Raw genomic sequence first — 26,248 nt, forward strand, 5'->3', positions numbered from 1 at the left:
CCGCGGTCAGACGCGCGGTCAGCGCCCCGTCCATTTGCCAGGGCGCTTCTCGACGAACGCCGCCATGCCTTCCTTCTGGTCCTCGCTGCCGAACAGGCCGTGGAACAGGCGGCGTTCGAACACCACGCCCTGCTGCAGCGTCGTCTCGAACGCGGCATTGACCATTTCCTTGACCGCCAGCGTCGCGAGCGGTGCCATGCCGGCAATCGTCTGAGCCGCCCTGACCGCTTCGTCGACCAGATCGGCCAGCGGCACGACGCGCGCGACGAGACCCGATTGTTCGGCCTCGGTGGCGTCCATCATCCGCCCGGTCAGGCACATGTCCATGGTCTTGGCCTTGCCGATGGCGCGCGCCATGCGCTGCGATCCGCCCATGCCGGGGGTCACGGCGAGCTTGATCTCGGGCTGGCCGAACTTGGCGTTATCGGCGGCGATGATGAAATCGCACATCATGGCAAGTTCGCAGCCGCCGCCCAGCGCATAGCCGGCGACCGCCGCGATCACCGGCTTGCGGGTTGCCGTCACGCGGTCATAGCCGGCAAAGAAGTTGCTGCCGTACATGTCGGCAAAGCTCTGGGTCGACATCTCCTTGATGTCGGCACCGGCGGCAAAGGCCTTTTCGCTGCCGGTAAGGACTGCGCAGCCCTGCGACGGATCGGCATCGAACGCGCCCAGCGCCGCGATCAGATCGGCGAGCACCTGGCTGTTCAGCGCATTGAGCGCCTGCGGACGGTTGAGCGTGATCAGCGTGACGGCACCGCGCTGTTCGACGAGAAGCGTTTCGTAGGTCATCGGGCAATCTCCAGGGGGGTCCAGGCCTGATCCTCAGGCAGCGGCGCAAAGATGGTGTCGAGCAGCGCGTCGGTGACACCTTCGGCGGTGTCGGGGTTCCAGCGCGGCGCATTGTCCTTCTCGATGATCAGCGCGCGCACGCCCTCGATGAAGTCGTGCATCTGCACCACGCGCGCGCCGATCGCATATTCCTGGCGCATTTCAGCAGCAAAGTCAGCCATTTGCGCGCCTTCCTTGAGCTGACGCAACGCCACCTTGCAGGTCTGGGGCGACTTGGTCGAGAGCGTCTTCAGTTCCTTCGCACTCCAGTCCGATCCATCGGCTTCGAGCGCGGCGAGAATGTCCTCGTAGCGATCCGAGGCAAACAGCTGGTCGATCTGCTCGCGATTGCCCAGGATGCGCGCCTCGGGTGGGGCGACCGACAGATCGGAAAGAATGGCGTCCACATCCTGCGGCGCGGCGGCGATGCGCTGTTTCGCTTCGGCGAGCTTTTCGGCAGGCAGATAATGTGTCGCCAGACCCAGCGCATGGCATTCGGCGCCATCGAGCCGCGCTCCGGTGAGCGCGAGAAATTGTCCCACCCGGCCCGGCAGGCGCGAGAGGAACCAGCCGCCGCCCACATCGGGGAACAGGCCTATCCCCGTCTCCGGCATCGCAAAGCGCGTGTTCTCGGTCGCGATGCGATAGCGCGAGGGCATGGCAAGGCCGACGCCGCCGCCCATGGTGATGCCGTCCATGAAGGCGATCACCGGGTTGGGATAGACGAACAGCAGGTGGTTGAGGCGATATTCGACGAAGAAGAACGCGCGCGCCTCTGCGCCATCGGCCGCGCCGCTGGTCGCGAGCATGCGGATGTCTCCGCCCGCGCAGAAGCCGCGCCCTTCGGCATGATCGATCATCACCGCATCGATCGCCGGATCGGTCATCCAGCCGACAAGCGCTTCGGTCATCGCCTGGCACATCGGTGTGGTCAGCGCGTGGATGGCACCAGGGCGGTTGAGGCTGATGACGCCGGTGCGTCCCTCGATACGGGTGAGAATATCGCTGGTCATGGCAGTTCCCTTACTGGCGCAGCATCTCGCGCGCGACGATCATCCGCATCACCTGGTTGGTGCCTTCGAGGATCGAGTGCACGCGCAGATCACGCCAGAAGCGCTCGATCGGATAGTCCTGCAAATAGCCATATCCACCAAAGAGTTGCAAAGCATCGTTGACAATCTTCGAACCGCTGTCGGTGCTCAGACGCTTGGCCATCGCGGCGAACTTGGTCTTGTCGGGGGCGTTGGCGGTCACCTTGGCGGCGGCGAGATAGAGCAGCGCGCGCGCCGCCTCGAGATCGGTCGCCATGTCGGCGAGCATGAACTGGGTGTTCTGGAAATCGTTGATCCGCTTGCCGAACTGCTTGCGATCATTGGTATAGGCGATTGCCTCGTCGAGGCAGCGCTGCGCCCCGCCCAGCGAGCACGCACCGATGTTCAGGCGGCCGCCGTCCAGACCCATCATCGCGAAACGAAAGCCATCGCCTTCGGCTCCGACCCGGTTGGCCACGGGAATGCGCGCATCCTCGAAGATCACCTGCGCGGTGGGCTGGCTGTGCCATCCCAGCTTCTTCTCGTTCGCGCCGAAGCTGACACCGGGCGTGTCCTTGTCGATCACCAGGCAACTGATCCCCTTGGGACCATCCTCGCCGGTGCGGACCATGGTGACATAGACGTCGTTCGCGCCCGCGCCGCTGATGAACTGCTTGGAGCCGTTGAGCACATAATGGTCGCCATCGCGCACCGCCTTGGTCTTGAGCGCGGCGGCGTCCGATCCCGACCCCGGCTCGGTCAGGCAATAGCTGGCGATCTTATCCATCGTGACGAGGTCGGGCAGATAGCGCGCCTTGAGCTCGTCCGAACCGAAGCTGTCGATCATCCAGGCGGCCATGTTGTGGATCGAGATGAACGCACTGGTCGAGGGGCAGCCATAGGCCATCGCCTCCATGATCAATGCTGCCTCGAGCCGCCCCAGGCCGATACCGCCGCTTTCCTCGCTGACATAGATCGCAGCGAAACCAAGATCCGCCGCCTCCTTGATGGTGTCGCGCGGGAAGATATGCTTCTCGTCCCATTCGGCGGCAAAGGGCGTGATACGGTCGGCGGTGAACTTGCGTGCCGCTTCCTGGATGGCAAGCTGGTCTTCGGTGAGCTCGAACTGGTCGGTCATGGTCATCCTGTGGCCTGTTGCGGGGAATGCCGCTTTTGATCTGGCGATTAATCCAACCGGGTGGCTTTGGCCAGAGTGCAGGCCCCTGTCCTTTTGGGCCAAGGTGATGCGAAAATGCAGGAAACTTGGCGCTTGGTCGCGATAATGCGGCGAAACTGCGCATTGCCGGGATGACGCGCGCGCTTGCTGCTGTTAGCAGGGCTGCGATGGACCTGCCCGAACCGACTCCTGCCCCTGGTGAGCACCGGAACCAGGCGCTTTCTGCCATCGTCATCCGGTTGTTCGCCGCCATTTCGATCACCGCGATGTTCGCCTGCGTCAAGCTCGCCTCCGACCGCGGGGTGCATGTGCTGGAGAGCGTGTTCTATCGCCAGCTGGCCGGAATCATCGTGCTGATCCCGATTGCGCTGGCGGGGCCCGGGCTCGCTGCGCTGCGTACGGATCGTCCCTGGGCGCATGTCAGCCGGATGGTTATCGGCATGGTTGCGATGTCGCTGAACTTTCTGTCCTTCGCGCTGCTGCCGATTGCCGAAGCGACCGCCATCGGCTTCATGGTGCCAATTGTCGCCACCTTGCTTTCGATCGTGCTGCTGAAAGAAGCAGTCGGAGTACACCGCTGGAGTGCGATTGCAGCCGGGCTCGCGGGCGTGCTGATCGTGGTGCAGCCTGGCGACGGGCACATTCCGATGCTCGGTGCGATCGTGTCCTTGGCCGGCGTGGCGGTGACGGCCTTTGTCAGCATCATCATCCGCAAGCTCGGAGAGACCGAGAATCCGATCACGACGATGTTCTGGTTCTCGCTGAGCTCCATGGTGCCACTGGGCATTGCCATGCTGTTCGTCGGCCAGATGCACGACGCGCACACCTGGGGCATCATCGCGCTGATGGGGCTGTTCGGGGCCTTTGCACAGCTGGGCATCACCTGGTCGCTGCGCCTCGCACCGGTATCGGTGGTGCTGCCGATGGACTATTCCAGCCTCATCTGGGCGGCGCTGTTCGGCTATCTCATCTGGGACAAATGGCCGGTGCCCGCGACCTGGATCGGGGCACCGCTCATCATCGGCTCCGGCATGTACATCGCGCTGCGCGAGAACCGGCTGGCGAAGCTGCGCGATCAGGCGACCGCGCGCTCCTGACCCTCCCAATATGGCGCGCGCAATTCGCGCCGCAGGATCTTGCCCGTGGCATTGCGCGGCATTTCCGGAATGACATCCACGCTCTTGGGAGCCTTGAACGGTGCGATCCGCTCGCGGGCCCAGGCGATGACCGATGCCGGATCGACCTCGTGCCCCGGCTTCGGCACGACCACGGCCTTGACCGCCTCACCCCACTTCTCGTCGGGAATGCCGATCACCGCGACCTCGAGCACATCGGGATGCCCGAAGATCGCGTTCTCGACCTCGGCGGGATACACGTTCTCGCCGCCCGAGATGATCATGTCCTTCACCCGGTCCTGGATATAGACATAGCCGTCATCGTCCATATAGGCCGCATCTCCCGTGCGCAGCCAGCCATCGCCATCCACCGTCTCGCGGGTCTTGGCGTCGTTGCGCCAATAGCCGGTCATGTTGAGCGGTGAGCGCGTGGCGATCTCGCCGATCGTGCCGTTGGGCACCGGGTTGCCTGCCGCATCGATGATCCGGATCTCGACCCCGGGAAGCGCCTTGCCAGCGGAACGCATCCGCTGGTTGCCATTGGGGTCATGGTCTTCCGGGGGCAGCGCGCAGAAAGTGCCAGTGGTTTCGGTCATGCCATATTGCTGGCAGAATTCCGCGCCCATCACGTGCATGCACTGGCGGAGCAATTCGAGCGGGATCGGCGCGGCACCGTACATGACGAGCTTGAGCCGCGCCCAGTCGGTCGTCGCGGCGCGCGGATGGTTGACCACCATCTGCAGCGCGGTCGGCACCAGGAACATGTGCGTGACGCCGTCGCTCACGCAATCGAGCACCGCATCGGGCGAGAATTCGGCGCGGATGACCGCGCGGCAGCCATTGTAGAAGGCGATCGTGCCGACACCCGATCCGGCAATATGTGCGACGGGCATGATGACCAGCATCGAATCCTCGGCACTCACCTTGTACCAGTCTACATCCGATGCCTCGATGATCGGTCGTAGCGCAAACATGTTGCGGTTGCAAAGCACTGCGCCCTTGGGATGCCCGGTCGTGCCCGAGGTGTAGAGCTGCAGCACCCCGCGCTCGGGATCGACCTGCGGCAAGGCAGCATCGCCCTGCGCGTTCGCCCAGGCGTCGAGCGATTGCAGGCCCGAGGCGTCGCTCTCGACATCGATCAGCAGCGTCTTCAGGCTGTCCAGCCCCTCGGCTGCCGCCTTGGCGGTCTCGGCGGAAAAGGGCTGGCAGACCAGCAGCGCCGCCCCGGTATCGGACAGGATATAGCGCACTTCGGGCACCGCGAGCCGCCAGCCCACCGGCACCATCGCGAGACCGGCGCGGCTCGCAGCGATCAGAAGCGTGAAATAGAGGCTCGCATTCTTGCCCAGCCAGGCGATGCGGTTGCCCGGCGTCAGGCCCGAAGCGACAAAAGCGCGGGCATAGCGATCTGCCATTTGGTCGAGCTCGCGATAGCTGATACGGGTGATGCCATCATCCATGGCGATGGCGTCGGGTCGCTCTTCGGCCCAGTAGCGGATGGTGGAACCCAAGTCGGTACGCGCATTGATGGCGGTAGCCAGCATCTCTCTCTCCCACAGGTTCGGCAGGGGGGCGGACCTTTGCGGCCCTGCCCTCGCTCGCACAGGCTAGGCAGAAAGGCTGGCGCTTGACAATAGATTTGCGTCAGGCGCGCCGATAGACGAGCGACAGGTTGTTTGCGGGCATCTCGATCAGCTCGACGCGCACGAAGCCGCATGCAGCGGCAGCACCGTCGATATCGGCAACATCACGCAACCCCCAGGCCGAATTGCGCGCTTTGAGCGACGCGTCGAAGGCGACATTACTTTCTGCCGTCATGACGTCATGACGCACGAACGGTCCGTAGAGATAGAGCGGCGCACCGGCGGGCAGCAGCGCGGCGGCGTGGCGCAAGAGCGCCAGCGTCGCGCTCCACGGGCTGATATGCACCATGTTGATGCACAGGATCGCATCGGCACATCGGGCGGGCCAGGCTTCCTGCTCGACATCGATCGACACGGGAGGAAGGACATTGGCAACGCCGCTTTCTGCCGTCCAGGCAGCGATCGAGCGGAGCGCGGACTGCTCGCAATCGCTCGGCTGCCATTGCAGATGTGGAAAGGCCGCTGCGAAATGCACGACATGCTCTCCGCTGCCGCTGGCAATCTCGAGCACCACGCCGCTTTCGGGAAGGATCTTGCGCAGCACCTGCGCGATGACATCGCGGTTGCGCAGCGTCGCGGGGGCATGGCGGCGGGCTTCGCTGCCCGCCTCGTCGATCAACCAGGGCCTGGGTTCGGTCATCATGGCATCATGGCGCGAAGCGCGGCTATCGGCAATCGTTTGGCTTGCGTCGGCCACGGTGAGGCTCCAGTTTGGGCAATATGGACGACGAACCACCCCAATTGCCGCGCATCGACCCCAGCATTGCGCCATCGGTGGGTTTTCCGCCGCCGCTGGTGTTCCTTGGTTTCCTGATGCTCGGCCTTTTGCTCGACGACGTCATGAGCCTGCCGCCCATACCGATGGGCCGCGCGTTGGAATGGCCGGGCTTTGCACTGATGATGGCAGGGATAGGGCTGATCATCGTCTCATTGGGCATGTTCAGCGCCTATGGCGAGGATCCCCAGCCCTGGACACCGAGCCAGGCCATCATCGCGCGCGGACCCTATCGGCACAGCCGCAACCCGATGTATCTGGGCATGCTGATGATACAGCTGGGCTATGCGCTGTGGGAGGCGAGCATGGGCGTGCTGGCCTTTGTGCCGTTCGCCTTCATCGCCATCGACCGGGCCGTGATTGCCAAGGAAGAGAGTTACTTGCGCCGCAAATTTGGCAAGGCGTTCGAGGACTATTGCGCGCGCGTGCGCCGCTGGATCTGACGAAAAAGCCCGCCCGGTGCAGAACCGGGCGGGCAGTCCGAAGGGATCACTCTGCAGCTTCGGCCTGTTCGACCACCGGCTCGGTCCAGACCAGTACCGGTTTGCGTGCAGCCTGGGTCTCGTCGAGGCGGCGACGCGGCGCGAAGTGCGGCGCGCAGTGCAGCGACGGATCGCCCTGCTTGGCGCGCAGGGCTACCGACCGGAACGCGCCGATGAACTGATCGAGCGCAGCCTTGCTCTCGGTCTCGGTCGGTTCGACCAGCATCGCGCCGTGCACCACCAGCGGGAAATAGACCGTCATCGGGTGGAAGCCCTCGTCGATCAGACCCTTGGCGATGTCGAGCGTCGAGAAGCCCTCAGCGAGACCGTTGTCCGAGAACAAGGCCTCGTGCATGCACGGCCCTGCCGCCGCGAACGGCGCGTCGAGCACGTCCTCGAGCGAACGCAGCACGTAATTGGCGTTGAGCACCGCATCCTCGGCGACCTGGAGCAGGCCGTCGGCACCATGGCTGAGGATGTAGGTCAGTGCGCGGCTGAACATGCCCATCTGGCCGTGAAAGGCGACCATGCGGCCGAAGCTGGAGGCGTGGTGGTCCTCCATGCTCTCTTCCTCTATCAGCGCGAGCTTGCCGTCCTCGGTGCGCTCCACGAACGGAAGCGGCGCAAACGGGGCGAGCGCCTCGGAGAACACCACCGGACCCGAACCGGGGCCGCCGCCGCCATGCGGGGTGGAGAAGGTCTTGTGCAGGTTGATATGCATCGCGTCGACGCCCAGATCGCCCGGACGCACCTTGCCGACCACCGCGTTGAAGTTCGCGCCATCGCAATAGACGAAGCCGCCCGCCTCATGCACCGCATCCGAGATGATCTTGAGATCGCGCTCGAACAGGCCGCAGGTATTGGGGTTGGTGATCATCACGCCCGCGACATCGGGGCCGAGCCGGGCCTTGAGCGCATCGACATCGACACGGCCGTCGGGCTTGGCGGGAATGTCCTCGACCTGATAGCCGACGAACGCCGCGGTCGCCGGGTTGGTGCCGTGCGCGCTCTCGGGGACCAGGATGACCGAACGCTTGTCACCACGTGCTTCGAGCGCCGAACGGATCGCGAGGATGCCGCACAGCTCACCATGCGCGCCCGCCTTGGGCGACATCGCGACGCAGGCCATGCCGGTCAGCTTGACCAGCCATTCGCCCAGCTCGTCGATGACCGCCAGCGCGCCCTGCACCGTGTGGATCGGCTGCAGCGGGTGGATATCGGCAAAACCCGGAAGCCGCGCCATCTTCTCGTTGAGGCGCGGGTTGTGCTTCATCGTGCACGATCCCAGCGGGAACAGGCCGAGGTCTATGGCATAGTTCTGACGGCTGAGGCGCGTGTAATGGCGCACCGTCTCCTGCTCCGAAAGGCCTGGCAGACCGATGGCGGCCTTGCGCTCCAGCCCGCCGAGCCGCGAGGCGGCCTTCGGGGCTTCAGGCAGATCGACGCCGGTGCGGTTCGAATCGCCGATCTCGAAGATCAGCGCTTCCTCGAGCATCAGTGCGCGGTTGCCGGTGCTGGTCGCCTGCGCCGAGGATGCGGCGCTATCCTCGGCAGGTCGGGTGGGGCGTCCCTGATTGTTCATGCTCATGCCAGCAGCTCCTCAAGGTTCGTGGCAAAGGCTTCGATGTCTTCGAGCGTCGCGGTCTCGGTGACGGCAACGACCAGTCCGTTGGCAAGGTCAGCTTCTTCCGGATACAGGCGGCCCAGCGAGACGCCGCCCAGGATCCTGCGATCCGCCAGCGCACGCACGATCGTCCGAGCATCCTTGGGAAGAACCAGTGTGAACTCGTTGAAAAAGCTCGCGTTGAGTAGCTTGACGCCCGGAACCTTCTCCAGCCGTTCGGCAGCGCTCACCGCCATCGCATGGTTGACCTCTGCGAGACCGCGCAGGCCCTTTTCGCCGAGCAGCGTCATGTGAATGCTGAAGGCCAGCGCGCACAGTCCGCTATTGGTGCAGATGTTGCTCGTCGCCTTTTCGCGGCGGATATGCTGTTCGCGGGTCGACAATGTCAGCACGAAGCCGCGCTTGCCCTCGGCATCGACGGTCTCGCCGCACAGACGGCCCGGCATCTGGCGCACATATTTCTGCTTGCAGCCGAACAGGCCCACATAAGGCCCACCGAACTGCAGGCCGACGCCGAGCGACTGGCCTTCACCCACGACGATATCCGCGCCCATCTCGCCGGGGCTGCGCAGCGCGCCCAGCGCCACCGGCTCGGTGACGACCGCGATCAGCAGCGCGCCGGCGGCCTGAGTCGCTTGCGCGAGCGCCGACAAATCCTCGACGCGGCCGAGAATGTCGGGATATTGCACCACGACGCAGCTGGTATTCTTGTCGATCTGACCGATCAGGTCGGCAATGTCGGTCTCGGGCTTCAGGCTCGGTACCTGATGCACCAGCGCATCGCCAGTGAAGCGCGCCATGGTCTTGGCAACGCCGACATAATGCGGGTGCAGGCCCGAGGACAGCAAGGCGGTGGCGCGCTTGGTGATGCGCCGCGCCATGCCGATCGCTTCCCAGCACGCGGTCGAGCCATCGTACATCGATGCGTTCGCGACATCGCAGCCGAGCAGCCGGGCGACCTGGGTCTGGAATTCGAACAGCATCTGCAGCGTGCCCTGCGCGATTTCCGGCTGATAGGGCGTGTACGCCGTCAGGAACTCGCCGCGCTGGATCAGATGATCGACCGAAGCAGGGACATGGTGCCGATAGGCGCCCGCGCCCATGAAGAACGGCACGTCGCCCGCGACCAGATTCTGGCTGGCCAGCGCCTTCATGTGCCGTTCGACCGCCATTTCGGGCGCGTGCATCGGCAGGCCGTGGATTGGACCGGTCAGCCGGGCCTCTTCGGGGATATCGATGAACAGGTCGTCAATCGAGGCTGCGCCGATCGTGGCGAGCATCGCGCTGCGATCCTGGTTGTTGAGCGGGAGATAGCGCATTGCGGCTAATGTCCTTGGGTCAGAAACGATAAAAAATCAGAGGTCTGCGACGAACTTCTTGTACGCTGCCTCATCCATCAATGCGTCAAGTTCGGCTTCGTCGCTCAGTTCCAGCTTGAAGAACCAGCCATCGCCTTCGGGGTCCGAATTGACCAGGCCCGGTTCATCGGCGAGCACCTCATTGCCCTCGACGATAGTGCCGGAGATCGGGCTGTAGACATCGCTTGCGGCCTTGACCGACTCGACGACGGCGGCTTCGTCGCCCTTGTCGAACTGCTTGCCTTCGGCGGGCACGTCGACGAACACCACATCGCCCAGCTGCTGCTGCGCATATTCGGTGATGCCGACCGTGGCGATCTTGCCTTCGACTTCAACCCATTCATGTTCTTCGGTAAAATAGCGGCTCATGGTGTCACTCCATCGGGTCGTTAGATGTTCAGGCGGTCTTGGGCCGGTGATAGCGGTGCGGCACGAACGGCATGGCTGCGACCGTCACCGGGATACGCTTGCCGCGCACTTCGGCTTCCAGCGCCGTGCCCAGCGGCGCAAAGGCGGACTTGACCAGCGCCATCGCGATCGGCGCGCCGAGCGTCGGTGCGAAACCGCCCGAGGTTACCTTGCCCACCATGCGGTCGCCGGCAAACAGCTCCGCGCCTTCGCGCACCGGCTGGCGACCTTCGATGGCAAGGCCGACGCGCTTGCGGTCGGTGCCTTCCTCGAGCTCTTCGAGAATGCGCTCGGCACCGGCAAAGCCGCCCTCGGCGCGGCGGCGCTTGCTGATCGCGAACGCCAGATCGCCTTCGACCGGGCTGACACTCTCGTCGAGGTCATGGCCGTAGAGCGGCAGCCCCGCCTCGAGCCGCAGCGAATCGCGCGCGCCCAGGCCGATCGGCTTGACCAGATCGAGCGCGCACAGGCGGTCGGCGAGCGCGGCGGCATGATCGCAATCGACGCTGATCTCGAAGCCGTCCTCGCCGGTATAGCCCGAACGGCTGATCCATAGCGACATTCCATCGAGCGTGAACGCGCCTGCCTGCATGAAATAGAGCGATGCGACATCGGGGATCAGGCTGGCCAGCGCTTCGCCTGCCCTGGGACCCTGGAGCGCGAACAGCGCACGCTCGTCGAGCAGGGTAATCACCACCTCGTCGGGAAAGGTCTCGCGCATATGCGCCAGATCGTCATATTTGCACGCGCCGTTGACGACAAGATAGAGGTCGCGCTCGCGCCGCGTGACCATCAGATCGTCGAGAATGCCGCCCTCTTCGTTGAGCAGCACCGAATAGCGCATGCGGTTGACGCCGAGCTTCTGGATTTCGCCCGGCACTACCGCCTCCAGCGCGACATCAGGCGCATCGCCGGTGAGCAGGACCTGGCCCATATGGCTGACATCGAACAGTCCGGCATTCTCGCGGGTCCAGAGATGTTCGGCCATCACGCCTTCATACTGAACGGGCATCTGATAGCCCGCGAACGGAACCATGCGGGCGCCGCGCGCCCGATGCCATGCATCGAGCGGCAGCAGCCTGTCGGCCACACGTTCCATCATATCGGCAATATTATCGGTCATCTGGGCACTCCGGCAGATTGAATTGGAACGCGTTGCACGGCCTTTCCGGCCCTGCGAGCATCCAACCCCCTCTGTCACTTGAACCTGAGAGCTTTCATGGGTTGCGACCAGCGCCGCCCATTTACCCCTTCGGTGGGGCAGCCTTGCACAGCTGCCCGCTTTCCAGAGCGCCGATCAACGACACGGTCCCGATGACCTGAGAGATTCCGGGGCGGTTGCTCCTTCGGTGGCGGTGGTGACCCACCGCGCTCTCCCGTGCCGTTTCATGAGGCTTGCGCCGCATCGACAAAGCCGGAATGCGCAAAGGCCTTCGGACTGTCAATCAAATTGCGCTGCGACGCACAAAATCCTGTTCAAACGTGGCTGAGCCCTTCGGGCGCATGGCCGAAGATCTGGCGGTGCTGCGACAGCGCGAAGCGATCGGTCATGCCGGCGAGGAAATCGGCGATATGGCGGCTCTTGTCCGGCTCGGCTTCGGGCAACCGTTGGCGCCAGTCGTCGGGCAGCAACGCGGGGTCGTCCCGATAGGCGGCAAAGAGCGCCGCAATGACCTGTCGCGCGAGCTCGGCCGCTTCGAGCTGGCGCGGATGATGATAGACCCGTGCATACATGAATCGCTTCAACTCGCGTTCCTGCTCCGCCATGGCATCGGAAAAACCGGCGATCACCTGCCCTGCGGCCCGGACATCCTCGATGCTGCCGATGCCGAGCCCCGCTATCCTGGCCCGCGTCGAGGCAATGACGTCATTCACCATCAACCCGATCTGGTCGCGAACGAATTCGGACTGCAGCCGCGTTTCGGGCACATCAGAGAATTTCGCGCGGATCGCATCCCATTGCCGCAGCGCTGATGGCAGGCTGAGCAGATCGTCGAACGAGAGGAAACCGGCGCGCAGTCCATCGTCGATGTCGTGATTGTCATAGGCGATATCGTCGGACACGGCCGCGACCTGCGCTTCGAGCGACGAATAGCGCTTGAGGTCGAGGTCGAAACCGGCGTCGATCTCTGCCAGCGCCCAAGGTGACTCATCGACCGGCCCGTTATGCTTGGCCAGGCCCTCGAGCACCTCCCAGCTGAGGTTGAGGCCCTGCCAGCGCGGATAGGGCGATTCGAGCACGTGCAGCGCGCGCAGCGTATGGGCGTTATGGTCGAACCCGCCCTGCCCCGCCATCGCTGCCTCGAGCGCATCCTCGCCGGCATGGCCGAACGGGGGGTGGCCGATATCGTGCGCCAGGCACAGCGCCTCGGTCAGGTCCTCGTCGAGCCCAAGCGCCCGCGCGATCGTCCGTCCGATCTGCGCAACTTCGAGGCTGTGGGTCAGGCGGACGCGGTAATGATCGCCATCGGGGGCGACGAACACCTGAGTCTTGTGTCGCAGGCGGCGGAAGCTGATCGAATGGATGATGCGGTCGCGGTCGCGCTGGAAGGCGCTGCGCGGTCCGCGCGTGGGCTCGCCCTCTTCGGCATATTGCCGCCCGCGCGAGCGTGAGGGATCACAGGCATAGGGCGCGCGGGGGTGCATGGCTGTTCTACCGTTGAATGCGTGGTGCTCTCCAGCCTCGCCGGAAAACGCCAGCGCCTTCGCCCACATGGGTTAAAAGATCAAGCCTCGCCCATGATCCAGTCGACCGCCGCCTGGGCGTGGATCTCGGTGCCGTCATAGATCGGCAGCACGTTCGCCTTGGTATCGACGATCATCTCGAGTTCTGTGCAGCCCAGCACCACCGCCTGCACGTCTTCCTTGGCGATGTTGGTGAGGAAGGTCTTCATCGTGCGCTCGGATTCGCGGACGACGCGGCCCTCCATGAGTTCCTCGTAGATGATCCGGTCGATCTCCTCGACGCGCTCCATTTCTGGCGCGAGCAAGCCGATGCCGTGCTTGACCAGACGCTGACGATAGAAGCTCTCCAGCATCACGTTGCGCGTGCCGATGATCGCGGCGCGCTTGATGCCATCGGCCTGCATCTTCTCGCCCACGCAATCGGCGATATGGATGATCGGAACCGAAACCGCGCCCTGCACCCGGTCATAGACCTTGTGCATCGAATTGGCGCAGATCAGGATCGCGGTCGCGCCCGCCGCTTCGAGCGAGCGCGCCGCGATCGTTAGCTTTTCGGTCGCATGGTCCCAGCCCTCGGGCGTACGGATCTGCGCGAGGTCGCAGAAGTTGAGGCTTTCGATCACGATCGGGCCGCTGCACAGCGACCCGGCGCGCTTCTGCACCCCCTTGTTGATCAGCCGGTAATAGGTTTCGGTCGAAACCCAGCTCATGCCGCCGATCAGGCCGATCTTCCGCATGCGGATCAGTGCCCCAGATTCTTGACGATATCCTCGACCATCTTCTTCGCATCGGCGAGCAGCATCATCGTCTGGTCCATGTAGAACACGTCATTGTCGACGCCCGCATAGCCCACGCCGCCCATCGAGCGCTTGATGAAGAACACGGTCTTGGCCTTGTCGACATCGAACACGGGCATGCCGTAGATCGGCGAGGACTTGTCGGTCTTGGCCGCCGGATTGACCACGTCGTTCGCGCCGATGATAAAGGCGACATCGGTCTGCGAGAATTCGCTGTTGATGTCCTCGAGCTCGAACACCTCGTCATAGGGCACATTGGCCTCGGCAAGCAGCACGTTCATGTGTCCGGGCATGCGGCCTGCGACCGGGTGAATGGCGTATTTGACGCTGACGCCTTCCTTCTTGAGCAGGTCGGCCATTTCGCGCAGCGCGTGCTGCGCTTGTGCCACTGCCATGCCGTATCCGGGGACGATGATCACGCTTTCCGCCTGCTTCATCATATAAGCCGCGTCCTCGGCGCTGCCGCGCTTCCACGGGCGATCGACCTTGGCCGCGCCGTCACCGCCGCTGCTCGCCTCGGCCCCGAAGCCGCCCGCGATCACCGAGATGAAGCTGCGGTTCATCGCCTTGCACATGATGTACGAAAGGATGGCACCCGAAGAGCCGACCAGCGCGCCGGTGATGATCATCGCGGTGTTCGACAGCGTGAAGCCCATCGCTGCGGCTGCCCAGCCCGAATAGCTGTTGAGCATCGAGACGACGACCGGCATGTCCGCGCCGCCGATCGGGATGATCAGCAGGAAGCCGATGATGAACGAGAGCACCGTGATTGCGAGGAACAGCCAGCCCTCGCCCGCGCCGCCATCGGGCGACACGGTATAGACGGCGATCATGCCGAGGATTGCGGCGAGCACGCCCAGATTGATGACGTGGCGACCCGGCAGCATGATCGGCGAGCCCGACATGTTGCCGTTCAACTTGAGGAACGCGATGACCGATCCCGAGAAGGTGATCGCACCGATCGCGACGCCCAGCCCCATCTCGATGCGGCTGACGGTCAGGATCTGGCCATTGGCATCGAGAATGCCGAACGCTTCGGGATTGAGCCACGCGGCGAGTGCGACGAGCACCGCGGCGAGGCCGACCAGCGAGTGGAAGGCCGCAACCAGCTGCGGCATGTCGGTCATCTTGATCTTGCGTGCGATGACGAAGCCTGCGACGCCGCCGATCGCAATCGCGATCAGGATCTCGACGATGTTCGCGATCTGGTGCGTCAGCAGCGTCGTGATGACCGCGATGGCCATGCCGATCATGCCGAAGCGGTTGCCGCTGCGGCTGGTTTCCGGGCTGGAAAGACCGCGCAGCGCCAGGATGAAGAACACGCCCGCGACCAGATAAGCCAGCGACACCCAGGGGCTCACCGGAGCGGCATCACCGCCCGAAGCGAAAGCGGGAACCGAGGTGAGCGCGCTGCAGGCAGCGGCGGCGAAGGTGAGCGATCGGTTGATGTTCATTGCTGCCCCCAGAGCCATCACTTGCGCTCCTTCTTCTTGTACATCGCAAGCATGCGCTCGGTGACGGCAAAGCCGCCGAAGATGTTCACGGCAGCAAAGACCACCGCGAGCAGACCCAGATATTTCGCCACCGGCGACACCGCCTCGGCACTGGCGACCAGCGCGCCGACGATGATCACCGACGAGATCGCGTTGGTCACCGCCATCAGCGGCGTATGCAACGCGGGCGTCACCGACCAGACGACATAATAGCCCACGAAACAGGCCATCACGAAGATGGAAAGGATTGATATAAAGTCCATATATTCCCCTATTCGTCTGGTCTGGCCATTTCTTCGCTGACCATCGCTTCTATCTCGTCCAGCGATTGAACCGCCTGCCACGCCATCGCGGGATCGACCCTGTGATATTCATGGGCAACGATGTTGCGAAACCCAATCATATCGAGCCATGGCAAATGCGGATGCCGGGATTTCAACTCATTCGACAGCTTGTCGGCATTTTCCCCGATAATCGAAAGCCTGAACGCCGTCAGCGCCTGCTCGTCACGATCAGCGAGGAAACTGCCGAAATCACAATCCTCCATGCGGCGGCGTATGTCGTCCAAGGCTTCTGCGATGATGCTGAGATACAGCGCATCGCGGTCTGCCGCCATCAACCAAAAATCCGAACTTGCTGAGCCTCGACCCGCGACTTGAGCAAAGGGTGCAAAGCCCGGCGAGGAATGAAATCGACCTTGGCTTTCAACGTTTCGCCAAGCTCGCGGCTGATCCGCGCCTGATCGAACAGGCTAAACCGCGCATCGGGCGCGATATCGAACAGAAGATCGATATCGGAACCGGTCGAAGCATCACCCGTGGCCTGCGAACCGAAGAGATAAAGGCTGCACACCCCCTCCTTTCGCAACCGACCTTCGAGCGCCTTGAGGTCGGCGAGGATCGGCAGGTCAGGCAAGGCGGCGCGAGCAGATGTCACCTCAACAGCCTCTCGCTGACGACCTTGCCGCCCATGGTCACGCGGACGCCCTGGACGATTTCGTCGTCATCGGGGAAGACCGGAGCCTTGGCTTCCTTGTCCCAGAAGGCCGAGAAGAAGTTGAACAGGTTGCGCGCGAACAGCGCCGAGGCATCGGTGGCGAGGCGCGAGGGCACGTTGCGGTGGCCGACAATCTTGACGCCGTGCTTTACGACGATCTCGCCCGCGACCGCACCTTCGACATTGCCACCTTGCTCCACCGCCAGATCGACGATGACGCTGCCGGGCTTCATGCTGGCGATCTGCGCGTCGGAGATCAGGCGCGGCGCGGGCCGCCCCGGGATCAGCGCGGTGGTGATCACGATGTCCTGCTTGGCGATGTGCGACGAGACCAGCTCGGCCTGCGCCGCCTTGTATTCGTCGGACATTTCGGTCGCATAGCCACCCGCGCCTTCGCCCTCGATCCCCGCGACATTCTCGACGAAGATCGGCTTGGCGCCGAGCGACTGGATCTGTTCCTTGGTGGCAGAACGCACGTCGGTCGCCGAGACCTGCGCGCCCAGGCGGCGGGCCGTGGCGATCGCCTGCAGCCCGGCCACGCCGACGCCCATGATGAACACCTTGGCGGCGGACACGGTGCCCGCTGCGGTCATCATCATCGGGAAGGCCTTGCCGTACTCGGCCGCGCCGTCGATCACTGCCTTGTAACCCGCCAGGTTCGACTGGGAGGACAGGATGTCCATCGACTGCGCGCGGGTGATACGCGGCATAAATTCGAGCGCGAGGGCCTGGAAGCCTGCGGCGGCATAGGCATCGATGCGCGCACGCTCGCCGAAGGGATTGAGCGAGGCGGCGATCATCGCGCCGGGCTTGGCCCCTGCAAGGCTGGCCGGATCGGGTCCCTGGACGCCGAAGATGATATCGGCATCGCCGAGCACATCGGCGCGCGACCCCACGCTGGCTCCGGCGGCAGCGAAATCCGCGTCGGAGATCGAGGCGAACTCGCCCGCACCGGTTTCCACCGCCACGGTCGCTCCCAATCCGATGAACTTCTTGACGGTTTCAGGGCTCGCCGAAACGCGCCGTTCGCCCGATGCCTGCTCCTTGAGGACCGCGATCTTCATGCCGCCGCCGGTCAGCTGGCGATGAGAACGACGACGAACGCCGTCACGAGTGCCGCCACGATCGTGCCGGTCTTCAGCAGGCCCATGAAGCCTTCATAGGTTTGCTTGGCATATTCGAAATTGTTGGACGTGTCGTTGGCCATGGTCAGAGCCTTCCCCGTTATTGGTGCCGAAGTTGATATCGGTTCGCCTTAACCGAATGCCGGGTGTCGCTCAATCCCGCAAGCTTCAAATCGCTAGGGTTGGCACAAGCTTAGCTTTAATGGGGTTTTTACCACATGCCGTTAAGGATGACGGTGATGGCCAAGGAACGCACAGACGCAGACCAGCAGATCCGCCGGGTAATGCTGATCGATAACGAGCCGGCGCAATGCCGCCTGGTCGCAGCGCTTGCGGCCAAGGCCGGCTGGCGCACGGTATTCGCGCACGATTCGGAGACCGCGATCGCGATGCTCGGCACGCAGGAGGGGATGATGCTCGATGCGATCATTCTCGACCAATGGGTGCCAGGCGACGAAGCTGCCGAACTCATCAAGGAACTGAAATCGCGCCGTCCGGCGCTGCCGATCCTGATGCTGACCACCAGCACCTCGCCGCTGCTTGCGGTCGAGGCGATGCGTGCGGGCGCCACCGATTATCTGATCAAACCGATCGCGCCCGATCGGCTCGTCGCCGCGCTCAACGCTGCCGCGCGCAAGGACGATGCCGACGAATTGCGCCCCCTCACCGAGAAGATCGCGGCTCCGCTCGACTTCGACGAGATGATCGGCTCCTCGCCGCGCTTCCGTGCCGCGCTCGCCATAGCCGCAAAATCGGCGCGGACGCACACGCCGGTGCTGATCGAGGGCGAAAGCGGCACCGGCAAGGAAATGATCGCGCGCGCGATCCATGCCTCCAGCCCGCGCTCCAAGCTCGCGCTGCGGCTTGTCACCTGTGCGGGCGCATCGTCAGGTCAGATCGAATCGCAGCTGTTCGGGCATGAGCGCGGCGCCTTTCCCGGCGCGTTCGACCGGCATGTCGGCATCATCCAGCGGGTCGAGGGCGGCACGCTGTTCATCGACGAGGTCGATCAGCTTCCGCTCGAATCGCAGGCCAAGCTTGCCGATGCGATCCGTTCGGGCGAAGTCCGCCCGCTGGGCGCCCGGCACAGCTTCCGCTGCGATGTGCGCTTCATCTGCGCCAGCAACACGCCGCTCAAGCCGATGGTCGAAGAGGGTTCGTTCCGCGAGGACCTGTATTTCGCGATTGCACCGGTGCAGATCACCATTCCGGCACTGCGCGACCGATCGAGCGACATTCCTGCACTCGTCCGCCATTTCCTCGCGCGTATCGCCGAGCAGCCGGGATTGCGTGGCCTAGGCATTACCGACGAAGCGCTGTCGCTGCTGTCGAGCTATGACTGGCCGGGCAATGTCCGCCAGCTGCAGAATGCACTCTTCCGCGCCGCGATCTTCTGCGATGGCGATGCTCTGACCACAGCGGAATTTCCGCAGCTCACCAACATGCTCGGCGAAGAGGAGCCGCGCCGGACCACCACTCCGCACGATGGCATCGGCATCACGCTTTATGCCGAGGATGGCAATCTGCGCCCGCTCGAGGAGATCGAGGCGGACGTGATCAGGCTTGCTATCGGCCATTACCGCGGACGCATGACCGAGGTCGCGCGCCGTCTGGGCATCGGCCGCTCGACGCTCTACCGCAAGCTGACCGAGCTCGGCATCGACAACGCCGCATAACCGCGCTTTTCCCCTTCCCTGCGCTGCCCGGCGCTCATAAGAGCGGGCGGATGACCCGCGATCCGCTCGACGTCCTGCACGAGACCTTCGGCTTTTCCGCCTTTCGCGGGGTGCAGGAACAGGTCGTTACGCGCGTGCTGGCGCGGCAGAACACGCTTGCGATCATGCCGACCGGTGCGGGCAAGTCGCTCTGCTACCAGCTTCCTGCCGTCGCGCTCGATGGCTGCTGCGTCGTCATCTCTCCGCTCATCGCCCTGATGCACGATCAGCTGCGCGCCGCGCAGGCGCTGGGCATTCGTGCCGCCAGCCTCACCTCGGTCGATTCAGACTGGCAGGAAACGCAGGACCGCTTCCGCGCGGGCGAACTCGACCTGCTTTATGTCGCGCCCGAGCGGGCCAGTTCCGAAGGTTTTCGCAGCCTCCTGGCGCGCGCGCCGATCGCGCTGTTCGCGATCGACGAGGCGCATTGCGTGTCCGAATGGGGGCACGATTTCCGCCCCGATTACCGGCTGCTGCGGCCGCTGCTCGACAGCTTTCCCGATTGTCCGCGGCTCGCGCTGACTGCCACCGCCGATGCGCACACGCGCGAGGACATCCTCAAGCAGCTCGGCATCGCGCCCGATGGCATGGTGATCGCCGGGTTCGACCGGCCCAATATCCGCTATGCCGTGCACCCGCGCGATGGCCTCACCCGGCAGATCGGCGATCTGGTCGCCGCTAATCCGGGGCCCGGCATTGTCTATGCACAGACCCGCGCGGGGACAGAAAAGCTCGCCGAGCAGCTGGGACGCGATGGCCGCAGGCAGGTGCGCGCCTATCATGCCGGCATGCCACCCGAGGAACGCCGCGCCAACCAGGATGCCTTCATCGCCAGCGAGGACATGGTGATGGTCGCGACCGTCGCCTTCGGCATGGGCATCGATAAGCCCGATGTTCGCTTTGTCGTGCATGCGGGCCTCCCCAAGTCGATCGAAGGCTATTATCAGGAATCGGGCCGCGCCGGCCGCGATGGCGAGCCGGCAGATGCGCATCTGTTCTGGGGCGCCGAGGATTTCATCCGCGCCCGGATGCGGATCGGCGAGATCGAGGCGGAGCGCCAGGCGGGCGAGCGCGCGCGCATCGCGGCGCTGGGGGCGCTGGTCGAGACCGGAGGATGCCGCCGCGCGGTGCTGCTGCGCCATTTCGGCGAGAGCCCGCCCGAGACCTGCGGCAATTGCGACAACTGCCTGAGCCCGCCCGAAAGCGTCGATGCGACGCAGACCGCGCGCAAACTGCTCTCCGCCGTGTACCGCACGGGGCAAAGCTTTGGCCTGGGACATGTCGAGGCGGTGCTGCGCGGACAATCGACCGACAAGGTGCAGCAGCGCGGGCACGATCGACTGTCCGTCTTCGGTATCGTCAATGGCGAGGAAGCGCTGCTGCTCAAGCCCGTCGCCCGGGCCTTGCAGGTGCGCGATGCGCTGGCGACCAACGAGCATGGCGGGCTGATGCTCGGCCCCGAGGCGCGCGCGATCCTGCGCGACGAGGTGCAACTGCCGCTCGTGCTTCCGCCCAAACGCGCGCGACGCGGGCGTCGCGGCGGCGATGCAGTCAATCCGGTCAGCAATCCGCTGTTCGAGGCCCTGCGCGCCTGCCGCCGCGACCTGGCGCAGGAAGTCGGCGTGCCGCCTTATGTGATCTTCCACGACAGCACACTGCGCGAGATGACCGAGCGGATGCCCCAGAGCATGGACGCGTTGTCGCGGATCTCGGGGGTCGGCACGCGCAAGCTCGAGGCCTATGGCGAGGCGTTTTTGCGTGTGCTGCGGGAGCATGGGTAAGCCAGACACCATTTATTGACATTGCCAGTGTCAAAATATAGCCTTTCGGAAAAGCTATGCCGAGAGGATCACAAGATGCCGCAGCCCTTTACCGTCCAGAACGAAGTCTTTCCGGGCAATCCGGAAACGCTCGCCGGGCTGATGCAGCCGGGTCCCGATGGGCCAATCTTCATGATCAACCTGCTCAAGTTCAAGGACAAGGCGGAATATGAAGACGGCCGCGAGACCGATCTGACCGGGCGCGAGGCCTATATGATCTATGGTCGCGCGGTATCTCAACTGCTCCCCAAGTTCGGCGGTGTCGCGATGTTCGCGGCGGACGTGACGTTTCTCTCGCTCGGACAGGTCGGAGAATTGTGGGATGAGGTCGCGATCGGCGTCTATCCCAAGCGCGCGGACATGGTGCGCATGTCGATGTCCGAGGAATGGCGCGAGATTGCGGTGCATCGCAGCGCCGGGCTCGACGGGCAGCTCAATATTGAAAGCGTGCTGTCGCCCGAGGCCATCAACATGCCCTGGATGCAGCAGATCATCGGCATGGTCGGCACCAAGGCGTGACATAGGCTCATCTTGGGGATAAGCGGTTTTACATGATCCAGACACCCCCACCGCGCCATCCCGATGGCCGCAAACAGCGCAGCGAGCGTAGCCGCCAGGCGATCGTCGATGCCATGCTCGACATCATCATGGCTGGAAAGATGGAGCCCAGCGCTGCCGAAATCGCCGAAAAGGCAGGCGTCAGCGCGCGCACCGTATTCCGCCATTTCGAGGAAATGGATAGCCTTTATAGTGAGATGACCGAGCGGATGGAGGCAGAGATCATGCCGATCATCCAGCAACCATTCACCGGCGAAGGCTGGCGCGCGCAGCTCGATCAACTGCTGGATCGGCGCGCAATGATTTACGAACGCATCATGCCGCTCAAGATTGCCGCGAGCATCCGCCGATTCAGCTCGGACTATCTGATGCTGAATTACGAACGCTTCGTGCATCTCGAGCGCACCGGGCTGGAAGGGGTGCTGCCCGACACTATCCGCAAGGATGCAACCCGCTTCTCGGCGATCGAGATGTGCGCCGGCTTTCAGACCTGGCGGCGACTGCGCCAGGATCAGGGCCTCAGCACCGATCAGGCCGCCGACGTCGTGCGGCTGACAATTTCGCGGCTGGTGGACTAAGCTTGCGGCGCGCGTTCTGGCTTGCCGGGGCCGCGTTGATCATGGCGGTTGCAGGCTGCGGTTCGCAGTCGGAACCCGATAGTGGGCGCACTGAGCCAGCTGGGCGCGAATGCCCTGCGGACGTGTTCGAGCCGGGCAAATTCATTCCCCTGCCTGCTGGCTCCTATGTCAAGGGTGCCGATCCGCTCTATCCCGAGGAACGCCCGTCCATGCGGCTCAGGGTCGAGGGGTTCGCGATCCAGGCGCACGAGGTCACCAATGACCAGTTCGCCGCCTTCGTTGAGGCGACCGGCTATGTCACGGAAGCAGAAAGAGCCGCAACCAGCAATGACCCGCGCGCAGGATCGGCCGTGTTCACACGCGATGCAAAGGGCATGAACGGTCGATGGGTGCTGCGCAAGGGCGCAACCTGGCGAGCGCCGGAGGGCACGGGGTCGTCCATCGATGGCAAGGGCCGCCATCCGGTCGTGCATGTCACGTTTGCCGACGCGCGGGCCTATGCAAAATGGGCGGGCGGCCGTCTGCCGAGCGAGGAGGAATGGGAATATGCCGCGAGCAGCGGCCTGCCCGATCCCGCCAACCGCTTTTCCGGCGCCATTGACGACAAGGGCGTGCCGCGCGCCAACCACTGGCAGGGTGTCTTCCCGGTCAAGGATGAGGGCAAGGACGGCTTTTCGGGCACGGCCCCTGCCAGCTGCTTCCCGGCCGATCGCAACGGGGTGCACGACCTGATCGGCAATGTCTGGGAATGGACCGACAGCCCGGCGGACGACGCCCACATGATCATCAAGGGCGGCAGCTGGCTGTGCGCGGCGAACTTCTGCGCGCGCTATCGCCCCGCCGCGCGCCAGCCGCAGGAGAATGACTTCTCCTCCCACCATATCGGCTTCCGCATCGTCAGGGACGCCGCAGCGCCAGCGCCAGGAACAGCCCGATAACCGGCACTGCCACCAGCACAACATAGCTTTCCGGCGGATGATGATCGCCGGGCTTGAGCACCCAGAAGCTCAAGGCGTGCAGCGTCTTTTCGAGCAGCAGCAGCGCGAGCGCCAGCGGCACCAGCCCGCGATACCACAGGCCGATCGCGAGCATCATGAGCCCCCATGCGATCTGCGTCGCGCCGGCCCAGGCGAACATCGAAACGGTGCGGGCAGCATCGCGCGACAGGTCGATCCCCGCGATCACCCCCGCCCCGCCATCGGGCAGGAAGACATGGATCATGCCGGGCACCACCGCCAGCACCCCGCACAGAACGAGGAAGCGCGACGGAGCCGACGCGGCAACCGGCTCCGACCGGGGTAGCAGTGCGGCCATCAGTTCGGCCAGTAGACGAGCTCGTCGCCCTTCCTGAACTTCACTCCGAGCGGTTTGTCCACCGCGACCGGAGCCTCGATCGTGTGCGGATAGAGCGGTTTGCGCGCGCCCTGCTGGTGCTTGGCGAGCAGAGCCTTGAGCTCGGCGACCTTGGCCGGATTCGCCGCAGCAAGATCGCGCTTCTCGGTCGGGTCGTCCTTCAGGTTGAACAGCCAGGTCTTGCGCGGGCGTTCCGTCACCTGCAGCTTCCAGTCGCCCTGGCGCACCACGCGATAATAGGCGCTCTGCCAGAAGATGGCATCGTCAGGCCGCTTGCCGACCGGATTGGCGGGATCGGGGCCAAGCAAGTCGACGCCATCGATCTGGAGGCCGGCGGGCAGCTTCGCGCCGCCTGCCCTGGCGAAGGTCGGCATCAGGTCGATATGCGCAACCGGCGTGTCGACCCTGGTTCCCGGCGCTATCCGTCCCGGCCAGCGCACGAACATCGGCACGCGGATGCCGCCCTCGAACAGCGTCAGCTTCCATCCGCGATACGGCGCGTTGACCTGCGGCAGCCCGATATAGCCCGCCCCGCCATTGTCGCTGGAAAAGACGATGATGGTGTCGTCGTCGAGACCCTGGTCCTTGAGTGACTGCATGATGCGCCCGACCGAGCGATCGAGCGCGCGGACCATCGCCGCATAGACGCGCAGGCGGTGCGGCTTGATGTCGCCGACCGCATCATAATCCGCCTTTGTCGCCTGAAGCGGGGTATGAACGTTCCAGTGCGCCAGATAGAGGAAGAACGGGCGGTTGCGGTTCGCCTCGATCACCTTGATCGCCTCGTCGGTCCAGTAATCGGCGAGATAGCCGCCGGGCTTGAACCACTTGCCGCCATTATAGCTGGTGGCGAATTGCATCCGCGCCCAGAGAAACTTGTCGATCGGGTCGAAATCGACCTTGGCGTTGACGACATTGGGATCGTCCTCGGGCAGATGCATCGCACTCGCCATCAACAGGCTTTCGTCGAACCCCTGTGCATTGGCGCTGAATTCGGGACCGTCACCCAGATGCCATTTGCCGATATGCACGCTGTGATAGCCTGCGGGTTTGAGGATTTCCGCGATCGTCCGTTCGCTGCCCGGCAGGCCCTGCCCGTCGAAATCGGGGGCACCTTCCACCGCCGCGTCGAGATAGGTCACCGGCGGCAGCCCTGAATCCATCTCGTCGGACAGCGCCTTGACGATGCGGCCCATGCCGTCGGGCGTGGGGGTGAATTCGAACCCGGTGCGCGTGGGGTAACGCCCGGTCAGGATCATCGCGCGCGACGGGGCGCAGCTCGCGGTCCCGGCATAGGCCTGCGAATAGATCGCGCCTTCCGCCGCCAGCCGGTCGATATTGGGCGTCGGCACCTTGCCGCCGGCTACGCCGCCGCCGAAGGTCGAGATGTCGTTGATGCCCAGATCATCGGCCAGGATGAACACGATATTGGGAGGGCGCTTGTCGGCGGGCAGCGCCGCAGTTTCGGGACCCTTTTGCCAGACCACCGGTTCGTTCGGCGCGATTTCGTGCTTGCCCATATGCGATGCGGCAAACAGCAGGACCTTGCTCTTGTTGAACCAGGCCCAGGTGCCACCCGCGACGATGACCAGCAGCAGGCCGAACAGGATGCGCTTGATCATGCCACCGCCTCCTCGGCGAACATTGCCTCGCAACCGGTTCCGCCGAGCAGCGCATCGAGCCGATCCCGCGCCTCGGCCGATAGCGCCTGGCGTGCAGCCCGAAGCGTGACCAGGCATTTGGCCTGATAGGGAAAGACCGGCTGCGTCCAGCGCTTGCCATCGATCTCGGTCTCGAAATCGCTCTGCCCGGCAGCGGCGGCTCGGGCGTTGGCGATCAGGAACGGTGCATAGACGCGCCCGATCTCGGTCAGCAATTCGCCGAGCTGGTCGCCCAGCGCATCGTGATCGAGCCAGGCCCCGTCGGGCAGGCCAGACAGGTCCTCCACCCTGTCGAGCCAGGCGCGCAGCCGCGGCGTCGACCGGGCCATGATCGCGGCAGGCGTGGGATCGACGATGCCGAGCTGGGTCAGCTGGCCATAGATCGCGAAATCCGCCGCCGAAGGCCGCGTGCCCAGCACGAAGCCCGTGCGCGCGATCGCCCGGTCGAGAATGCCGATCAGCCGCGCGTAGCTCGCCTCGATGATCGGCGCGGTGATGTCGTTGGAGCCCACGACATACAGCCGGTCGATCTGCCGCCTGGCAAAGCCGTCGGCCATCTGCTGCGCCTGATCATCGGGATAGGTCGGGCTCTGCCAGAAGATCAGCAGCGGTCCGGCATTGGCGGCGTCGGCCGCAAAATGCCAGCGATAGTGGAACATCATCTTGGTCATCCACTCGTCGGCAAAATCCTCGATCAGCAGGTCGAGAAAGCCGAGCAGCTCGTCTTCGGGCAGCACCGAACGGCCAGGATGTTCCGCCTCCAGCCTGCGGATGATCGGCGTCGAATCGACCACCGCCTCGCGCGCATCGCCCTCGCCGAAATAGAAGGTGGGCAGCAGCTTGACCTTGGGCACCGGATAGCCTGCGGGTGGCTGCATATGGCTGCCCCAGATCATGCGATGGTCGATCCCGCGATAGCGCAGCAGCGCCAGCATCTTGCGCGTATAGGGCGATCCCGGTGCCCCGAGCAGTTCGACAGCCATTCTCTCCTCCGCTTTTATTGTCACAGGCTATGTCAATAATA

General features: G+C 64.3%; 27 protein-coding genes and 1 riboswitch. Of the genes, 7 read left to right on the plus strand and 20 right to left on the minus strand.

Annotated features, from left to right (window positions below):
• Nucleotides 1-18: 18 nt before the first annotated feature.
• From OPU69_RS06815 to OPU69_RS06825, 3 genes are read right to left on the minus strand one after another with little or no spacing between them, the layout of a single operon-like run.
• On the minus strand, nucleotides 19-792 hold the full coding sequence (locus OPU69_RS06815) for an enoyl-CoA hydratase (RefSeq protein WP_060979634.1): 774 nt from the start codon (nucleotides 790-792) through the stop codon (nucleotides 19-21).
• On the minus strand, nucleotides 789-1,844 hold the full coding sequence (locus OPU69_RS06820) for an enoyl-CoA hydratase/isomerase family protein (RefSeq protein WP_498509967.1): 1,056 nt from the start codon (nucleotides 1,842-1,844) through the stop codon (nucleotides 789-791). Before OPU69_RS06820 ends, OPU69_RS06815 begins: the two co-directional genes overlap by 4 nt.
• A 10-nt stretch (nucleotides 1,845-1,854) precedes the next feature.
• On the minus strand, nucleotides 1,855-3,000 hold the full coding sequence (locus tag OPU69_RS06825) for an acyl-CoA dehydrogenase family protein (RefSeq protein ID WP_060979715.1): 1,146 nt from the start codon (nucleotides 2,998-3,000) through the stop codon (nucleotides 1,855-1,857).
• Nucleotides 3,001-3,125: 125 nt separating this feature from the next.
• Between OPU69_RS06825 and OPU69_RS06830 the strand changes: the two genes are divergently transcribed.
• On the plus strand, nucleotides 3,126-4,136 hold the full coding sequence (locus OPU69_RS06830) for a DMT family transporter (protein WP_353611424.1): 1,011 nt from the start codon (nucleotides 3,126-3,128) through the stop codon (nucleotides 4,134-4,136).
• Here the strand turns inward: OPU69_RS06830 and OPU69_RS06835 are convergent.
• Both OPU69_RS06835 and OPU69_RS06840 read right to left on the minus strand, forming a co-directional pair.
• On the minus strand, nucleotides 4,115-5,698 hold the full coding sequence (locus OPU69_RS06835) for a long-chain-fatty-acid--CoA ligase (protein WP_498509969.1): 1,584 nt from the start codon (nucleotides 5,696-5,698) through the stop codon (nucleotides 4,115-4,117). The two genes, OPU69_RS06830 and OPU69_RS06835, sit on opposite strands and share 22 nt — an antisense overlap.
• A 100-nt stretch (nucleotides 5,699-5,798) precedes the next feature.
• Nucleotides 5,799-6,440: a DUF938 domain-containing protein gene (locus OPU69_RS06840; RefSeq protein WP_498510203.1), complete on the minus strand. Its 642-nt coding sequence runs from the start codon at nucleotides 6,438-6,440 to the stop codon at nucleotides 5,799-5,801.
• 77 nt (nucleotides 6,441-6,517) lie between these two features.
• Here OPU69_RS06840 and OPU69_RS06845 point away from each other — a divergent pair, with 77 nt between their 5' ends.
• Nucleotides 6,518-7,015, plus strand: coding sequence for a methyltransferase family protein (locus OPU69_RS06845; RefSeq protein WP_060979636.1), 498 nt, complete (start codon nucleotides 6,518-6,520; stop codon nucleotides 7,013-7,015).
• A 46-nt stretch (nucleotides 7,016-7,061) separates the two neighbouring features.
• Here the strand turns inward: OPU69_RS06845 and gcvPB are convergent, their stop codons facing one another.
• The 12 genes from gcvPB to OPU69_RS06905 form a co-directional block, all read right to left on the minus strand.
• Entirely contained in the window at nucleotides 7,062-8,642 is a 1,581-nt protein-coding gene (gene gcvPB / locus OPU69_RS06850) for an aminomethyl-transferring glycine dehydrogenase subunit GcvPB (RefSeq protein ID WP_498509971.1), read from the minus strand.
• Complete coding sequence (gene gcvPA, locus OPU69_RS06855; RefSeq protein WP_498509973.1) at nucleotides 8,639-9,997, minus strand: aminomethyl-transferring glycine dehydrogenase subunit GcvPA; 1,359 nt, start codon at nucleotides 9,995-9,997, stop codon at nucleotides 8,639-8,641. The genes gcvPB and gcvPA overlap by 4 nt, the downstream gene beginning before the upstream one ends.
• A gap of 36 nt (nucleotides 9,998-10,033) precedes the next feature.
• Nucleotides 10,034-10,405, minus strand: a complete 372-nt coding sequence (gcvH, locus tag OPU69_RS06860) for a glycine cleavage system protein GcvH (protein ID WP_066275871.1) — start codon at nucleotides 10,403-10,405, stop codon at nucleotides 10,034-10,036.
• A gap of 28 nt (nucleotides 10,406-10,433) precedes the next feature.
• The gene (gene gcvT, locus OPU69_RS06865; protein ID WP_498509975.1) at nucleotides 10,434-11,567 is read right to left on the minus strand and encodes a glycine cleavage system aminomethyltransferase GcvT; all 1,134 of its coding nucleotides are present in this window, start codon (nucleotides 11,565-11,567) and stop codon (nucleotides 10,434-10,436) included.
• A gap of 173 nt (nucleotides 11,568-11,740) precedes the next feature.
• A riboswitch (glycine riboswitch) is annotated at nucleotides 11,741-11,833 on the minus strand.
• Between the two features lie 87 nt (nucleotides 11,834-11,920).
• Nucleotides 11,921-13,090: a deoxyguanosinetriphosphate triphosphohydrolase gene (locus tag OPU69_RS06870; RefSeq protein WP_060979640.1), complete on the minus strand. Its 1,170-nt coding sequence runs from the start codon at nucleotides 13,088-13,090 to the stop codon at nucleotides 11,921-11,923.
• Between the two features lie 80 nt (nucleotides 13,091-13,170).
• A complete protein-coding gene (locus OPU69_RS06875; protein ID WP_060979641.1) occupies nucleotides 13,171-13,866 on the minus strand; it encodes an aspartate/glutamate racemase family protein in 696 nt (231 codons plus the stop codon).
• Between the two features lie 5 nt (nucleotides 13,867-13,871).
• Nucleotides 13,872-15,398: an NAD(P)(+) transhydrogenase (Re/Si-specific) subunit beta gene (locus OPU69_RS06880; RefSeq protein ID WP_231725759.1), complete on the minus strand. Its 1,527-nt coding sequence runs from the start codon at nucleotides 15,396-15,398 to the stop codon at nucleotides 13,872-13,874.
• Entirely contained in the window at nucleotides 15,398-15,682 is a 285-nt protein-coding gene (locus OPU69_RS06885) for an NAD(P) transhydrogenase subunit alpha part 2 (RefSeq protein ID WP_023836382.1), read from the minus strand. The genes OPU69_RS06880 and OPU69_RS06885 overlap by 1 nt, the downstream gene beginning before the upstream one ends.
• 8 nt (nucleotides 15,683-15,690) lie before the next feature.
• Nucleotides 15,691-16,035 (minus strand): HepT-like ribonuclease domain-containing protein, encoded by a 345-nt coding sequence (locus OPU69_RS06890; protein ID WP_498509979.1) that lies wholly within the window; start codon nucleotides 16,033-16,035, stop codon nucleotides 15,691-15,693.
• Complete coding sequence (locus tag OPU69_RS06895) at nucleotides 16,035-16,334, minus strand: nucleotidyltransferase family protein (protein ID WP_498509981.1); 300 nt, start codon at nucleotides 16,332-16,334, stop codon at nucleotides 16,035-16,037. Before OPU69_RS06895 ends, OPU69_RS06890 begins: the two co-directional genes overlap by 1 nt.
• A gap of 17 nt (nucleotides 16,335-16,351) precedes the next feature.
• Nucleotides 16,352-17,479: an NAD(P) transhydrogenase subunit alpha gene (locus tag OPU69_RS06900; protein ID WP_498509983.1), complete on the minus strand. Its 1,128-nt coding sequence runs from the start codon at nucleotides 17,477-17,479 to the stop codon at nucleotides 16,352-16,354.
• Between the two features lie 11 nt (nucleotides 17,480-17,490).
• Nucleotides 17,491-17,622, minus strand: coding sequence for an aa3-type cytochrome c oxidase subunit IV (locus OPU69_RS06905; RefSeq protein WP_060979644.1), 132 nt, complete (start codon nucleotides 17,620-17,622; stop codon nucleotides 17,491-17,493).
• 147 nt (nucleotides 17,623-17,769) lie between these two features.
• Here OPU69_RS06905 and OPU69_RS06910 point away from each other — a divergent pair, with 147 nt between their 5' ends.
• The 5 genes from OPU69_RS06910 (at nucleotide 17,770) to OPU69_RS06930 (ending at nucleotide 23,148) form a co-directional block, all read left to right on the plus strand.
• Nucleotides 17,770-19,215: a sigma-54-dependent transcriptional regulator gene (locus tag OPU69_RS06910; protein ID WP_082730799.1), complete on the plus strand. Its 1,446-nt coding sequence runs from the start codon at nucleotides 17,770-17,772 to the stop codon at nucleotides 19,213-19,215.
• 50 nt (nucleotides 19,216-19,265) lie between these two features.
• Entirely contained in the window at nucleotides 19,266-21,035 is a 1,770-nt protein-coding gene (gene recQ, locus OPU69_RS06915; RefSeq protein ID WP_498509985.1) for a DNA helicase RecQ, read from the plus strand.
• Nucleotides 21,036-21,110: 75 nt separating this feature from the next.
• On the plus strand, nucleotides 21,111-21,593 hold the full coding sequence (locus tag OPU69_RS06920; RefSeq protein ID WP_498509987.1) for a DUF1330 domain-containing protein: 483 nt from the start codon (nucleotides 21,111-21,113) through the stop codon (nucleotides 21,591-21,593).
• Nucleotides 21,594-21,625: 32 nt separating this feature from the next.
• Nucleotides 21,626-22,210 (plus strand): TetR/AcrR family transcriptional regulator, encoded by a 585-nt coding sequence (locus OPU69_RS06925; protein WP_067511877.1) that lies wholly within the window; start codon nucleotides 21,626-21,628, stop codon nucleotides 22,208-22,210.
• Nucleotides 22,211-22,251: 41 nt separating this feature from the next.
• Nucleotides 22,252-23,148 carry an SUMF1/EgtB/PvdO family nonheme iron enzyme gene (locus OPU69_RS06930; RefSeq protein ID WP_498509989.1) on the plus strand — a complete coding sequence of 299 codons (897 nt, stop codon included), beginning with the start codon at nucleotides 22,252-22,254 and terminating at the stop codon, nucleotides 23,146-23,148.
• On the opposite strand, the gene OPU69_RS06935 is transcribed toward OPU69_RS06930, so the two are convergent.
• The 3 genes from OPU69_RS06935 to OPU69_RS06945 are packed head-to-tail and all read right to left on the minus strand — an operon-like array spanning nucleotide 23,108 to nucleotide 26,207.
• Nucleotides 23,108-23,524 (minus strand): hypothetical protein, encoded by a 417-nt coding sequence (locus OPU69_RS06935; RefSeq protein WP_498509991.1) that lies wholly within the window; start codon nucleotides 23,522-23,524, stop codon nucleotides 23,108-23,110. The genes OPU69_RS06930 and OPU69_RS06935 overlap by 41 nt on opposite strands.
• Nucleotides 23,524-25,185, minus strand: a complete 1,662-nt coding sequence (locus tag OPU69_RS06940) for a sulfatase (RefSeq protein WP_498509993.1) — start codon at nucleotides 25,183-25,185, stop codon at nucleotides 23,524-23,526. Before OPU69_RS06940 ends, OPU69_RS06935 begins: the two co-directional genes overlap by 1 nt.
• Entirely contained in the window at nucleotides 25,182-26,207 is a 1,026-nt protein-coding gene (locus tag OPU69_RS06945) for a glutathione S-transferase family protein (RefSeq protein ID WP_498509995.1), read from the minus strand. The genes OPU69_RS06940 and OPU69_RS06945 overlap by 4 nt, the downstream gene beginning before the upstream one ends.
• Nucleotides 26,208-26,248 lie beyond the last annotated feature (41 nt).

Source organism: Blastomonas sp. 34TW, from assembly GCF_059803595.1.

Bases quoted from the DNA above. Each gene is read 5' to 3' on its own strand.
- OPU69_RS06945 (WP_498509995.1), bottom strand. From the start codon at position 26,207: ATGGCTGTCGAACTGCTCGGGGCACCGGGATCGCCCTATACGCGCAAG.
- OPU69_RS06920 (WP_498509987.1), top strand. From the start codon at position 21,111: ATGCCGCAGCCCTTTACCGTCCAGAACGAAGTCTTTCCGGGCAATCCG.
- OPU69_RS06885 (WP_023836382.1), bottom strand. From the start codon at position 15,682: ATGGACTTTATATCAATCCTTTCCATCTTCGTGATGGCCTGTTTCGTG.
- OPU69_RS06930 (WP_498509989.1), top strand. From the start codon at position 22,252: ATGGCGGTTGCAGGCTGCGGTTCGCAGTCGGAACCCGATAGTGGGCGC.
- OPU69_RS06845 (WP_060979636.1), top strand. From the start codon at position 6,518: ATGGACGACGAACCACCCCAATTGCCGCGCATCGACCCCAGCATTGCG.
- gcvT (WP_498509975.1), bottom strand. From the start codon at position 11,567: ATGACCGATAATATTGCCGATATGATGGAACGTGTGGCCGACAGGCTG.
- OPU69_RS06835 (WP_498509969.1), bottom strand. From the start codon at position 5,698: ATGCTGGCTACCGCCATCAATGCGCGTACCGACTTGGGTTCCACCATC.
- gcvPA (WP_498509973.1), bottom strand. From the start codon at position 9,997: ATGCGCTATCTCCCGCTCAACAACCAGGATCGCAGCGCGATGCTCGCC.
- gcvPB (WP_498509971.1), bottom strand. From the start codon at position 8,642: ATGAGCATGAACAATCAGGGACGCCCCACCCGACCTGCCGAGGATAGC.
- recQ (WP_498509985.1), top strand. From the start codon at position 19,266: ATGACCCGCGATCCGCTCGACGTCCTGCACGAGACCTTCGGCTTTTCC.
- OPU69_RS06900 (WP_498509983.1), bottom strand. From the start codon at position 17,479: ATGAAGATCGCGGTCCTCAAGGAGCAGGCATCGGGCGAACGGCGCGTT.
- OPU69_RS06815 (WP_060979634.1), bottom strand. From the start codon at position 792: ATGACCTACGAAACGCTTCTCGTCGAACAGCGCGGTGCCGTCACGCTG.
- OPU69_RS06825 (WP_060979715.1), bottom strand. From the start codon at position 3,000: ATGACCGACCAGTTCGAGCTCACCGAAGACCAGCTTGCCATCCAGGAA.
- OPU69_RS06925 (WP_067511877.1), top strand. From the start codon at position 21,626: ATGATCCAGACACCCCCACCGCGCCATCCCGATGGCCGCAAACAGCGC.
- OPU69_RS06820 (WP_498509967.1), bottom strand. From the start codon at position 1,844: ATGACCAGCGATATTCTCACCCGTATCGAGGGACGCACCGGCGTCATC.
- OPU69_RS06870 (WP_060979640.1), bottom strand. From the start codon at position 13,090: ATGCACCCCCGCGCGCCCTATGCCTGTGATCCCTCACGCTCGCGCGGG.
- OPU69_RS06875 (WP_060979641.1), bottom strand. From the start codon at position 13,866: ATGCGGAAGATCGGCCTGATCGGCGGCATGAGCTGGGTTTCGACCGAA.
- OPU69_RS06905 (WP_060979644.1), bottom strand. From the start codon at position 17,622: ATGGCCAACGACACGTCCAACAATTTCGAATATGCCAAGCAAACCTAT.
- OPU69_RS06880 (WP_231725759.1), bottom strand. From the start codon at position 15,398: ATGGCTCTGGGGGCAGCAATGAACATCAACCGATCGCTCACCTTCGCC.
- gcvH (WP_066275871.1), bottom strand. From the start codon at position 10,405: ATGAGCCGCTATTTTACCGAAGAACATGAATGGGTTGAAGTCGAAGGC.
- OPU69_RS06935 (WP_498509991.1), bottom strand. From the start codon at position 23,524: ATGGCCGCACTGCTACCCCGGTCGGAGCCGGTTGCCGCGTCGGCTCCG.
- OPU69_RS06840 (WP_498510203.1), bottom strand. From the start codon at position 6,440: ATGATGACCGAACCCAGGCCCTGGTTGATCGACGAGGCGGGCAGCGAA.
- OPU69_RS06890 (WP_498509979.1), bottom strand. From the start codon at position 16,035: ATGGCGGCAGACCGCGATGCGCTGTATCTCAGCATCATCGCAGAAGCC.
- OPU69_RS06910 (WP_082730799.1), top strand. From the start codon at position 17,770: ATGACGGTGATGGCCAAGGAACGCACAGACGCAGACCAGCAGATCCGC.
- OPU69_RS06940 (WP_498509993.1), bottom strand. From the start codon at position 25,185: ATGATCAAGCGCATCCTGTTCGGCCTGCTGCTGGTCATCGTCGCGGGT.